11 protein-coding genes are annotated in these 11,938 nt (G+C 72.1%); all 11 read left to right on the forward strand.

The annotated features are described in order from the left end of the window. The first annotated feature begins 24 nt into the window (after nt 1-24). The 11 genes from JHE00_RS27575 (at nt 25) to JHE00_RS27625 (ending at nt 11,930) form a co-directional block, all read left to right on the forward strand. Nucleotides 25-903 carry an SGNH/GDSL hydrolase family protein gene (locus tag JHE00_RS27575; RefSeq protein WP_307832143.1) on the forward strand — a complete coding sequence of 293 codons (879 nt, stop codon included), beginning with the start codon at nt 25-27 and terminating at the stop codon, nt 901-903. Nucleotides 904-950: 47 nt separating this feature from the next. After that, a complete protein-coding gene (locus JHE00_RS27580) occupies nt 951-1,745 on the forward strand; it encodes a class I SAM-dependent methyltransferase (RefSeq protein ID WP_200323591.1) in 795 nt (264 codons plus the stop codon). 42 nt (nt 1,746-1,787) lie between these two features. Next, nucleotides 1,788-3,164, forward strand: coding sequence for a replication-associated recombination protein A (locus JHE00_RS27585; protein WP_200323594.1), 1,377 nt, complete (start codon nt 1,788-1,790; stop codon nt 3,162-3,164). A 9-nt stretch (nt 3,165-3,173) separates the two neighbouring features. Further along, nucleotides 3,174-4,088 carry an NAD(P)-dependent oxidoreductase gene (locus JHE00_RS27590; protein WP_200323596.1) on the forward strand — a complete coding sequence of 305 codons (915 nt, stop codon included), beginning with the start codon at nt 3,174-3,176 and terminating at the stop codon, nt 4,086-4,088. Between the two features lie 45 nt (nt 4,089-4,133). Next, entirely contained in the window at nt 4,134-4,538 is a 405-nt protein-coding gene (locus tag JHE00_RS27595; protein ID WP_200323598.1) for a DUF948 domain-containing protein, read from the forward strand. Then, complete coding sequence (locus tag JHE00_RS27600; protein WP_200323600.1) at nt 4,535-4,855, forward strand: hypothetical protein; 321 nt, start codon at nt 4,535-4,537, stop codon at nt 4,853-4,855. The genes JHE00_RS27595 and JHE00_RS27600 overlap by 4 nt, the downstream gene beginning before the upstream one ends. Nucleotides 4,856-4,953: 98 nt before the next feature. Further along, on the forward strand, nt 4,954-7,614 hold the full coding sequence (gene alaS / locus JHE00_RS27605) for an alanine--tRNA ligase (protein WP_200323602.1): 2,661 nt from the start codon (nt 4,954-4,956) through the stop codon (nt 7,612-7,614). Continuing rightward, nucleotides 7,611-8,105: a Holliday junction resolvase RuvX gene (ruvX, locus tag JHE00_RS27610; protein WP_200323604.1), complete on the forward strand. Its 495-nt coding sequence runs from the start codon at nt 7,611-7,613 to the stop codon at nt 8,103-8,105. Before alaS ends, ruvX begins: the two co-directional genes overlap by 4 nt. Then, a complete protein-coding gene (gene mltG / locus JHE00_RS27615) occupies nt 8,102-9,808 on the forward strand; it encodes an endolytic transglycosylase MltG (RefSeq protein WP_200323606.1) in 1,707 nt (568 codons plus the stop codon). Before ruvX ends, mltG begins: the two co-directional genes overlap by 4 nt. After that, nucleotides 9,798-10,655, forward strand: coding sequence for a shikimate dehydrogenase (locus JHE00_RS27620; protein WP_200323607.1), 858 nt, complete (start codon nt 9,798-9,800; stop codon nt 10,653-10,655). Before mltG ends, JHE00_RS27620 begins: the two co-directional genes overlap by 11 nt. Before the next feature lie 99 nt (nt 10,656-10,754). Then, on the forward strand, nt 10,755-11,930 hold the full coding sequence (locus tag JHE00_RS27625) for an endonuclease/exonuclease/phosphatase family protein (protein WP_200324074.1): 1,176 nt from the start codon (nt 10,755-10,757) through the stop codon (nt 11,928-11,930). Nucleotides 11,931-11,938: the final 8 nt, after the last annotated feature.

The following is an 11,938-nucleotide window of genomic DNA, read 5'->3' on the forward strand; positions in this document are numbered from 1 at the left end:
GTGGCTCACCGGCGATGAGCCTGGGTGGCTGATGGTGTCCGGGTGGACTGCGACGACCTCACCAGGACGGCGATCCCGGACCTCCCCGACCCCCGCCCTCGGCGGGCACGGCGCCTGGTCGTGCTCGGCGACTCGACCGCCGTCGGCCTCGGCGACCCGCTGCCCGGCGGCGCCTGGCGCGGCGTGGGCCCGCTGCTCGCCGACGCGCTCGGCGTCGACCCGGCCGGCTACCTCAACTGCTCGTTCACCGGGGCGCGCATCGCGTGCGTCCGTGCCGAACAACTTCCCGCCGCGCTCGCGCATCGCCCCGATGTGGCGCTGCTGGTCGTCGGCATGAACGACACGCTGCGTTCCGACTTCACCCCGCACCGGCTGGCCGCCGACCTCGACCACGTGCTGACCGCGCTCGCCCGCACCGGCGCGCTCGTGCTGCCCGTTCGCTACCACGACCACGGCAGGGTGTTCCGCCTGCCAGGGTCGCTGCACCGCGCGTTGCGAGCCCGGATCGGCGACCTCAACGGCGCCATCGACGACGTGGTCTCCCGGCACGGCGTGCCCTGCCTCGACCTCGACGCCGTGCCCGGCACCTACGAGCTCTCGTCGTGGAGCGTCGACCGTCTGCACCCTTCCGAACTGGGTCACCGGCTGCTGGCGCGCGGTTTCAGCGACCTGCTCGGCGATGCCGGATACGAGGTGCCGTCGCCGGTGAGCCTGACCTGTTCGGGAGGTGCCCAGGTCAGTGCACTCGACCACGTCGGCTGGCTGGTGGCGAAGGGCATTCCGTGGCTGTGGCGACGCGGGCGGGACCTCGTGCCGCACGCGGCGGGGATCATGCTGCGCAGCGCCGCCGATCGACGGCGCTGCGGGCCGGTCCAGGAGGAAGCGCCCGTCACCGCGCACTGAAAAGCCGAGCGTTCCCGCGTCACCCGCCGCGCCCGCACGCTGGACGGATGACGGACATGAAGACCGCGCAGCAACAGGTGTGGGCGGCAGGCGACTACAGCCGGATCGGCGCGGCGCTGCCGCTGATGAGCGAGCTGCTGTGCGAGGACGCCGACCTGCGTGGCGGCGAACGGGTGCTCGACGTCGCCACGGGAAGTGGCAACACCGCGCTCGCCGCGGCCCGCAGGCACTGCGTGGTCACCGGCGTCGACTATGTCCCGGCCCTGCTCGAGCGGGCCCGGCTGCGGGCGTCCGCGGAGCAGCTCGAGGTCGATTTTCAGGTCGGCGACGCGGAGGAGCTCGACTTTCCCGACGACGCCTTCGACGTGGTGCTCTCGACCCTCGGCGTGATGTTCGCGCCCGATCAGCGGCGTACGGCCGACGAACTGCTGCGCGTGTGCGGGCCCGGTGGCCGGATCGCGCTCACCTCGTGGACGCCGAGCGGCTTCGGGGGCACGGTGTTCGAGCTGTTCAACCGGTTCGTCCCCGCTCCTCCCGACACACCGTCGGCGCTGCGCTGGGGTAGCGACGACGGCCTCGTCGAGCTCTTCGGCGACCGCGTGCGCGAGGTCCGGACCCGGATCCGCCGTCAGGTGTTCCGGTATCCGTCGGTCGAGCACTACGTGCGCTGGTACGCCACGTACTTCGGGCCGACGATCGCCGCCGAGGACGCGCTCGACGCCGCGGGCAGGGAGCGGCTGCGCGCCGAGTTCGCCGCACTGATCGGCGAGCTGAACACCGCGGCAGACGGCACGCTGGTGCTACCTGCCGAGTACCTGTCCTTCCACGCGGTCGCGCGCTGAGGCGCCGCGACGGATGTCGGTGCCCGCGGCTACCGTCGGGGTGTGCGACAGGACGAACTCTTCACGGTGAACCCGGACGTGGCCCCGCCGCCGGAGCCGGAGGCGGCCACGGAGCCGCCGCCCCCGCCTCCCGGCTCGCCGCTGCCCGTCCGGATGCGCCCGCGCACCCTGGGCGAGGTCGTCGGACAGCAGCACCTGCTGGGGGAGGGTGCGCCGCTGCGCAGGCTCGTCGAGGGAGCCGCGCCCGCGTCGGTCCTGCTGTACGGCCCGCCGGGCACCGGCAAGACCACGCTGGCCAACCTCGTGTCCACGGCGACGGGGCGCCGGTTCGTGGCGCTCTCGGCCTTGTCGGCGGGGGTGAAGGAGGTCCGCGGCGTCATCGAGGAGGCCCGGCGCAGGCGCCGCTACAACGACGAGAACACCGTGCTGTTCATCGACGAGGTGCACCGCTTCTCCAAGACGCAGCAGGACGCGCTGCTGGGCGCGGTCGAGGACCGCACGGTGCTACTGGTGGCCGCCACGACCGAGAACCCGTCGTTCTCCGTGGTCTCCCCATTGCTCTCGCGCTCGCTGGTGCTGCAGCTGCGGCCGCTCACCGACGACGACGTCCGCGATCTGATCGGCAGGGCGCTGACCGACGAGCGCGGGCTCGGCGGCGAGTTCACCCTCACGGACGACGCGATGGCCCATCTCGTGCGGCTCGCGTCGGGCGATGCGCGCCGCGCGCTCACGGCGCTGGAGGCCGCCGCCGACGCGGCCTCGGCCACCGAGAGTCCCGAGATCGGGCTGGCCACCGTGGAGTCCACTGTGGACAAGGCCGCGGTGCGCTACGACCGCGACGGCGACCAGCACTACGACGTGATCAGCGCGTTCATCAAGTCTATCCGCGGTTCCGACGTGGACGCCGCGCTGCACTACCTGGCCCGCATGATCGAGGCGGGGGAGGATCCGCGTTTCCTCGCGCGCAGGCTCGTGGTGCACGCGAGCGAGGACATCGGGCTCGCCGACCCGACGGCATTGCAGGCGGCCGTCGCCGCGGCACACGCGGTGCAGTTCATCGGCATGCCCGAGGGCAGGCTCGCCCTCGCACAGGCCACCGTGCACCTGGCCACGGCGCCGAAGTCCAACGCCGTGATCACCGCGATCGACGCCGCGATCGCCGACGTGCGTGCGGGCGGGGCCGGCATCGTGCCGCCACACCTGCGCGACGGGCACTACGCGGGCGCGGCGAAGCTCGGCAACGCGCAGGGCTACCGCTATCCCCACAGCGTCGCCGAAGGCGTGCTCGCCCAGCAGTACCCGCCGGACGAGCTGGTGGGGCGCGACTACTACGAGCCGACGTCGCGCGGAGCCGAGCGAACCCTCGCCGACCGGGTACCCCGCCTGCGCCGCACCATCAGGGGCGGCCCAGCGAACTGAGGAGGGGACATGACCCACACGCCGGTGGTCGCCGTGCTGGGCACGGGCGTCATGGGGCTGCCGATGGCGGCCAATCTGCTCGACGCGGGCCTGGGCGTGCGGGTGTGGAACCGCACGGCCGAGCGGGCGCGTCCGCTCGCGGAACGCGGCGCCGAGGTGGCCGCTGACCCGAAGGCCGCGGTCGAGGGCGCCGACCTGGTGGTGACCATGCTGGCCGACGGGCAGGCCGTCCGCGACACCGTGGAGCCCGTGCTGGACTCGTTCGCTCCTGACGCCGTCTGGCTGCAGATGAGCACGATCGGCGCCGACTGGACGCGGACGCTGGCCGGGCTCGCCCATGCCGCCGGGGTGGCGTTCGTGGACGCCCCGGTGCTCGGCACGCGGCAGCCGGCCGAGCAGGGTGCGCTCGTCGTGCTCGGCGCGGGCCCCGAGGAGTTGCGGCCGCGGTGCGCTCCGGTGTTCGACGCGGTCGGCGCCCGCACACTGTGGGTGGGCGAGACCGGCGCGGCCAGCGGGCTCAAGCTGGTGGCCAACGCGTGGGTACTCGCGCTGACCAACGCGACCGCCGAGAGCGTGGCGCTCGCGCGGGAACTCGGCCTCGACCCCGCGCTGTTCCTGGAGGCCATCTCTGGCGGCGCGCTCGATGTCGGCTACGCCCACGCGAAGGGCGAGGCGATGATGAACGACGAGTTCCCGCTGAGCTTCGCGGTGCGTCACGCGCTCAAGGACGCGGACCTGGTGCTCGCCGCGGCGCGCGACACCGATCTCGCGGGCGTGCGGGCCGCCAGGCGGCACCTCGGCAGTGCGGTGGAGGCGGGCTTCGCCGACGACGACATGGCGGCGCTCTACCGCGCTGTGACGGGCGGGGGCCAAACGCCACGCGGGCGGCAGGGTCGCACGGCCGGGGACGACGACGCACGGTAGCCTGACCCGCACATCGACGTCGCCACCAATCCTGGAGGAGGGCACGTGTCGGCAGGGCAGATCGCCGCACTGATCGCCGCTGGCGCCTTCGTGCTGCTGGTGTTGTTCCTCGCGATCGCGCTGATCAAGCTCGGCCGCACGCTCGACGAGGCCACGATCGCCATCCGCAAGGCACACGAGAACACCGACCCGCTGCTGCACGGCGCCAATGACACGATCACGCACGTCAACACCCAGCTCGAGCGGGTGGACGGGATCACGGCCAACGCACAGGCCGTCTCTGGCAACGTCTCGGCGCTGACGTCGGTGTTCACCGCGACGCTCGGCGGGCCGCTCGTGAAGACGGCCGCGTTGTCGTACGGAGTCAGCAAGGCCGTGCGCGCGCGTCGCAAGGCCAAGCAGGAGAGCGGCAAGCACACGTTGCGCCGGGGCAGGAAGAGCAAGCGATGAAGCGGTTGTTCTGGCTCGGTGTCGGTGTGGCCGCCGGGGTCGCCCTGTCCCGCAAGGCCACGGAAACCGCTCGGCAGGCCACGCCGGCGGGGTTAGCCTCGAACCTGGGCGATGCCATGCGTGAGCTGGCGAGCGCCATGGGCGCGTTCGGCGCGGACGTCCGCGCCGGGATGAGCGAGCGGGAGCAGGAGCTGAACGACGTCGTGGAGCGGCGATCGGGTGCGCCGTCGAGGGCGGCGGCCCCGCGGTACCAGGCGGAGTCGCGGTACTCCGCCCCGCAGTCGCGCGCTCGGCGAGCTCCACGGGCGGAGAGCTGAGGCGGAGCCGTCCGCCGCGCTCTCCGCCGCCACAGCCGTCCCCGAAACCCGGCTTGGGCCCACTCTGGCGCCGTCGAGCCTCACCAAGAGGAAAACCAGTGGAAACACACGAGATCAACAAGCGGTTCCTGGAGCACTTCGAGAAGAACGGGCACACCAGAGTGCCCAGTGCGTCGCTGATCCTGGACGACCCGACCCTGCTGTTCGTGAACGCCGGCATGGTCCAGTTCAAGCCGTACTTCCTCGGCGAGGTCCCGCCTCCGTACCCGCGCGCCACGAGCGTGCAGAAGTGCGTGCGCACGGGCGACATCGACGAGGTCGGCAAGACCACGCGCCACAACACGTTCTTCCAGATGGCCGGCAACTTCTCGTTCGGTGACTACTTCAAGGAAGGCGCCATCACGCGCGCCTGGGAGCTGATCACCAACTCGCAGGACGAGGGCGGCTTCGGTTTCGATCCGTCCCGGATCTGGGTGACCGTCTACGAGAACGACTCCGAGGCCGCCGGTCTGTGGCGCGAGATCGCCGGCATCCCGTCGGAGCGGATCCAGTCTCGCGACGGCAGGGACAACTACTGGGACATGGGCGTTCCCGGTCCCGGTGGGCCGTGCTCGGAGATCTACTACGACCGTGGCCCCGAGTTCGGTCGCGAGGGTGGGCCCGTCGTCGACGAGGACCGCTACCTCGAGATCTGGAACCTCGTGTTCATGCAGGACATCCGCGGGGAGCAGAGCCCGAAGTACGGTCACCCGCCGATCGGTGAGCTGCCGAAGAAGAACATCGACACCGGAATGGGCGTCGAGCGCGTCGCGTATCTGTTGCAGGGCGTCGAGAACGTGTACGAGACCGATCTCGTGCGTCCCGTCATCACCAGGGCCGAGGAGTTCTCCGGCCGCAGCTACGGCGCGAACCACACCGACGACGTGCGGTTCCGCGTGATCGCCGACCACGCGCGCTCCGGCGTCATGCTCATCACCGACGGCGTCACACCCGGCAACGAGGCGCGTGGCTACGTGCTGCGCAGGCTGCTGCGCCGCATCGTGCGCTCGATGCGCCTGCTCGGCGTGCACGAGCCGGTGCTGCCGCACTTCGCGGAGGTCGTGCGCGACTCGATGTCGCCGTCCTACCCGGAGATCGCGCGCGACTTCGACCGCATCAGCGACGTGATGCGCATCGAGGAGGAGACCTTCCTCTCCACGCTCACGAGCGGGTCGAAGATCTTCGACCTCGCGGCGGAGGAGACCAAGCGCTCCGGCGGCGAGATCCTGGCCGGGGACAAGGCTTTCCAGCTGCATGACACCTACGGCTTCCCGATCGACCTGACGCTGGAGATGGCGGCGGAGCAGGGGCTGTCCGTGGACGAGGACGGCTTCCGCACTCTCATGGACGAGCAGCGGCAGCGTGCCAAGGCCGACGCCGCGGCCCGCAAGAGCGGGCACGGCGACCTGTCGGAGTACCGCAAGGTGCTGGAGCAGCACGGGGAGACCGAGTTCCTCGGCTACACCGATCTGCAGTCCAGCTCGCGAGTGCTGGCTCTGTTGCGGGACGGCGTTCCCGTTCCCGCCGTCGGTGAGGGCCAGAAGGCGGGTCTGATCCTGGACCGCACGCCGTTCTACGCCGAGAGCGGTGGCCAGATCGCCGACACCGGAACACTCGTCGGCCACGGCGTGGAGCTGAAGGTCACCGACGTGCAGAAGCTCGTGCCGGGCCTGTTCGTGCACAGCGTCGAGGTGACGGCCGGTGAGGTCGGGCTCGACACCGAGCTGACGGCGTCGGTCGACGCCACCCGCAGGGCCTCGATCGAGCGGTCGCACTCGGCGACGCACCTGGTGCACGCGGCCGTGCGCGGTGCCTACGGCAGGCGTGCGGCGCAGGCCGGTTCACTGAACTCGCCCGGCCGCATGCGGTTCGACTTCACCACGCCCGGGGCGGTGTCGTCGGACGTGCTCACGGAGGTCGAGGAGGAGGTCAACGACTACCTCCAGACCAACGTCGAGGTGCAGTCCTACACGACCACCAAGGACAAGGCGCTCGAACTCGGCGCCGTCGCGCTGTTCGGTGAGAAGTACGGCAACGACGTGCGCGTGGTCGACATGGGCGACTACTCGCGCGAGCTGTGCGGTGGCACGCACGTCGACCGGATCGGCCAGCTCGGTCTCGTCAAGCTCGTCGGCGACGCCTCGATCGGTTCCGGCGTGCACCGCGTCGAGGCGCTCGTGGGCACCGACGCGCTGCGGCACGTCCGCAAGGAGCAGCTGCTCGTGTCGCAGCTGGCCGGCACGTTGAAGGTGCCGACCGACGAGCTGCCGGCGCGCATCGACGACGTGCTCTCGCGGCTGCGTGGCGCGGAGAAGGAGATCGAGCAGCTGCGCACGCAGCAGGTGCTCGGCTCGGCCGGTTCGCTCGCCGACAAGGCGCAGGACGTCAACGGCGTCGCGCTGGTGGCGGAGCGGCTCGCCGACGGCGTCGACGCGGGTGGCGTGCGCGCGCTCGCGGGTGAGATTCGCAACCGGCTCGGTTCCCGGCCCGGTGTCGTGGCGCTGTTCGCTCCCGCCGACGGCAAGGTCAGCTTCGTCGTGGCCACCACGGCGGCAGCCAGGGACAAGGGCCTCGCCGCGGGCAAGCTGGTGCCCGCCTTCGCCGAGAGCGTCGGCGGTCGCGGCGGTGGCAAGCCGGACATGGCGCAGGGCGGCGGCAGCAACCCGGCGGGCATCGACCAGGCCATCGCGGCGCTGCGCGGCGCCCTCGCCTCGGGGTGAGCGACATCGGTCCTGACCGGCCCGGGGAGCACGATCCCGGCGCCGGGCGCAGGCTTGCCGTCGATGTGGGCTCCGTCAGGGTGGGTGTGGCGCTGAGCGATCCCGCGCCCATCCTGGCCACCCCTCTGGTTACCCTGTCGCGTGATGCGGACGCCGACACCGACCTGGACGAGCTCGTCAGACTCGTCTCCGAGCACGAGGTGGTCGAGGTGATCGTGGGACTGCCGAGGACCCTGGCCGACCGGCACGGCACGGCGGCGGAGACCGCCGCGGCCTACGCCGGACGGCTCGCGGAGCGGATGGCTCCGGTGCCCGTGCGACTCGCGGACGAGCGCCTCACCACGGTGAGCGCGAGCCGCATGTTGTCGCAGCGCGGCGTCAAGGGACGCAAGCAGCGCGCGGTCGTCGACCAGGCGGCGGCCGTGGAGATCCTGCAAGGCTGGCTCGACGCGCGCAGCGCGGCGATCGCGAGGAAGGCGGGCCCCGCATGAGCACGCCCTACGACGGCCCCGGCGGCGGCAGGCGCCGCGCCAGGCCGCCCCAGCGGCAGGCGCCCGCGGAGCGCCCCGCCCGGCGTCCGCGCCAGGCCGCCGAACCCCCACAGCGTCCCGTCGCGGGCGACCCGCCGGTTCCGAGGCGTCCCCGGCGCGCGCGGCACGCCGCTCCTGAGCCCGGACCCGTGCCGGACTCCGGGCAGCTGCCCGAGCCCGGTGCGGCACCCGAGCCCCCTCCTGAGCCCGGCCCCGTGCCCCGCAGGGCCGAGCCGAGGGGCGCGGTCCCGCCGCGCAGGCCGCGCCCGCCCGCGCGCCGCAGGCGTTCGCCCAACGAGGGCGTGCCCGTGGACGAGAACCCGACCGAGGTGCTCGACCTCGGGTTCGACGACTACGAGGACTACGACGAGTACTACGACGAGGACGGCCGCGACGACCGTCGCGACGAGCGCTCCGCCGGCCGGTACGACGACGGTTACGACGACGAGTACGACGAGCGCTACGAAGACGACGACGATCGCGCCGCCCCCGAGTACTTCGAGGACGACCGCGACGACCGGCCCGAGCCCAGGGCCCCGCGCAAGACCGGCAAGCGGTTCCTCGGCTGGCTCGCCGCACTCACCGTGATCGTGCTGCTCGCGGGTGGCGCGTACTACGGGGCTCGTGAGCTGCTCGGCTTCGGCTACGAGGACTACGAGGGCGCGGGCGAGAAGGACGTGATCCTCCAGGTGGAGGACGGCGACTCGACGAGGGCCATCGCCACCAAGCTCGACGAGCTCGACGTGGTGGCCAGCGCCGACGCGTTCGTCGCCGCGAGCGAGGACGACGACCGGGTGCTCGGCGTGCAGCCCGGCTACTACGCGCTCAAGACCAAGATGTCCGGCGCCAACGCGGTCAGCGCGCTCGTCGCGCCCGAGGGCAGGGTCGGGCAGCTGCAGCTGCGCGCCGGGACCCAGGGTGACGACATCACGCAGCCCGACGGCACGGTGACCGAGGGCGTCTACTCGTTGCTGTCCAAGGCGTCCTGCGCGGACGTCGACGGCGAGAGCACGTGTGTGCCCGCCGAGGAGCTGCGCGAGGTGGCCGACACGACAGATCTGGCGGAGCTGGGCGTCCCGGAGTGGGCGGTGGAGGGAGCCTCCAAGGCCGAGCCCGGCCGCAAGCTCGAGGGTCTGATCGCGCCCGGCGTGTACGACCTCAAGCCCGGCTCCGACGCCAAGCAGCTGCTCTCCGACGTGCTCGAGACCTCGACCCTGCGCATGCAGGCGGCCGGTCTGCCGGACGCGGCGGGTGAGACCGGTTACAGCCCGTACGAGGTCCTGATCATCGCCTCGATCATCGAGCGCGAGGGCGTGCAGACCGACTTCGGCAAGATCTCCCGCGTCATCTACAACCGGCTCGACGAGAACATGCGGCTGCAGATGGACTCGACGGTGAACTTCGTGCTCGACCGGCCCGAGGTGCGCACCAACGACGGCGACCGCGAGCGGGCGGGCGCGTACAACACGTACAAGAACTACGGGCTGCCCCCGACGCCGATCTCGGCACCGAGCCTGGAGGCGATCACCGCGGCAGAGCAGCCCACGCAGGGGTCCTGGAAGTACTTCGTGAAGTGCGAGACCAACGGGCTCTCGTGCTTCGCGACGGACTACGACGAGCATCTCCGCAACCGCGACGACGCCATCGCCAGGGATGTCTACTAGCGCGCCACGCCGGGCTGCCGTGCTCGGCAAACCCGTGGAGCACTCGCTCTCGCCGGTGCTCCACGGGGCGGCCTACGCGGAGCTGGGCCTGGCGAACTGGACCTACGAGCGCGTCGAGATGGACGCCGAGTCGCTGCCGGGGTTCGTCTCCGGCCTCGGCCCCGAGTGGGCCGGGCTGTCGGTGACGATGCCGGGCAAGCGCGCGGCGCTCGACCTCGCGACCGAGGCCACCCCGAGGGCGGCGGCCGTCGGTGCCGCGAACACGTTGGTGCGCTTGCCCTCCGGTGACTGGCGGGCCGACTGCACCGATGTGGACGGTGTCGCTGGCGCGCTGCGGACGGCGGGCGGTTTCTCCGGCGGCACAACGGGTCTCGTGCTCGGAGCCGGTGGCACCGCGGCCGCGGTGGTCGCGGCGTTCGCCGAGCTCGGGCTGCACCGGGTACGGCTCGTCGCCAGGGACCCCGCGCGCGCGGAGGAGTCCGCGGTGGCCGCGAAGCGGGCCGGGCTGGCGGTGGACGTGCTGCGCTGGTCCGACGTGGACTTCGCGGAAGTCGTCGCGGGCACCGACGTGCTGGTCAACACCGTCCCACCGGACGCCGTCGCATCGCAGCTCGCCGAGCTGGCCGTCCTCGACTGCGTACTCGACGTGATCTACCACCCGTGGCCGACCCCGCTCGCCGAGGCCGTCGCCGCGCGCGGCGGCCGGGTCGCGACGGGGCTGGACATGTTGCTGCACCAGGCTTTCGGCCAGGTGGAGCAGTTCACGGGACAGGCGGCTCCGCGGGTGGCGATGCGCGACGCGCTGCGCGAGGCGACCGGCGGCATCCTCCCGCTGCCGCTGGACTGACACCGCCGAAAGCTCCGAAAGACGCTGCCCGGCGTTCACCTTCGGCCCGTAGGGTGTCCGCGACTGGGAGGTAGCACTGTGCGCACATCTCGCGGGCTGATGCCCGTTCTCGCCGTCGTCGCGCTGGCGGCCGCCGCCGCGCCGGCCTCGGCCACGCCCCGCCTCGGCGCGAGCGTCGACTTCGCGACGTTCAACGCCTCGCTCAACCGCGCCGCCGAGGGCGAGCTGCTGGCGGACCTGGCCACGCCGGACGACCCGCAGGCACGCAAGGTCGCCGAGGTGATCCAGCGCAACCGGCCGGACGTGCTGCTGGTCAACGAGTTCGACTACGTGCCCGACGGCGCCGCCGCCGACGCGTTCCGCGGCAACTACCTCGAGGTCGGCCAGAACGGCGCGCGGCCCATCGACTACCCGTACGCCTACACCGCACCCGTGAACACCGGCGTGCCCACCGGCTTCGACCGCGACCGCGACGGCACCGTGGGCGGCGGCAACGACGCGCACGGCTTCGGCCAGTTCGAGGGCCAGTACGGGATGCTCGTGCTCTCGAAGTACCCCATCGACACCGAGTCGGTGCGGACGTTCCAGCACTTCCGCTGGCAGGACATGCCGGGCGCGGTGCTGCCGGACGACCCCGAGACGCCCGAGCCCGCCGACTGGTACTCGCCCGAGGCCCTCGAGGTGCTGCGGCTCTCGTCCAAGTCGCACTGGGACGTGCCCGTGCGCGTCGGCAAGCGAACCGTCCACTTCCTGACCGCGCACCCGACGCCGCCGAGCTTCGACGGGCCCGAGGACCGCAACGGCACCCGCAACCACGACGAGATCCGGTTCTGGGCCGACTACGTCACTCCCGGCAAGGGCGGCTACATCTACGACGACCAGGGCTCCCGTGGCGGACTTCGCCAGGGGGAGCGGTTCGTGATCGCGGGCGACTACAACGCCGACCCCGACGACGGCGACAGCGTCGACAGCGCCGCCCGGCAGCTGCTGGACGCGCCCACGGTGCGCGACACCGCGCCCGCCAGCCTCGGTGCGGCCGTGGCCGCTCACCAGCAGGGCGGCGCCAACGCCGGGCACCGGGGCAGGCCCTGGCTCGACACCGCCGACTTCAACGACGAGGCTCCGGGCAACCTGCGGGTCGACTACGTGCTGCCTTCGCGCGGGCTGATCCCGCTGTTCTCCGGCGTGTTCTGGCCCGTGCCCGGATCACCGCTGGCGCGGCTCAACGACGCCTCCGACCACCACCTGGTGCACGTGACGGTGGTCGTCCCCTAGCGTTGCGC

It is taken from the genome of Prauserella cavernicola (assembly GCF_016595675.1).
In the GTDB taxonomy this organism is placed as follows: Bacteria; Actinomycetota; Actinomycetes; order Mycobacteriales; family Pseudonocardiaceae; genus Prauserella_A; species Prauserella_A cavernicola.

Bases quoted from the DNA above. Each gene is read 5' to 3' on its own strand.
- JHE00_RS27580 (WP_200323591.1), top strand. From the start codon at position 951: ATGACGGACATGAAGACCGCGCAGCAACAGGTGTGGGCGGCAGGCGAC.
- JHE00_RS27590 (WP_200323596.1), top strand. From the start codon at position 3,174: ATGACCCACACGCCGGTGGTCGCCGTGCTGGGCACGGGCGTCATGGGG.
- JHE00_RS27600 (WP_200323600.1), top strand. From the start codon at position 4,535: ATGAAGCGGTTGTTCTGGCTCGGTGTCGGTGTGGCCGCCGGGGTCGCC.
- mltG (WP_200323606.1), top strand. From the start codon at position 8,102: ATGAGCACGCCCTACGACGGCCCCGGCGGCGGCAGGCGCCGCGCCAGG.
- JHE00_RS27620 (WP_200323607.1), top strand. From the start codon at position 9,798: ATGTCTACTAGCGCGCCACGCCGGGCTGCCGTGCTCGGCAAACCCGTG.
- JHE00_RS27625 (WP_200324074.1), top strand. From the start codon at position 10,755: ATGCCCGTTCTCGCCGTCGTCGCGCTGGCGGCCGCCGCCGCGCCGGCC.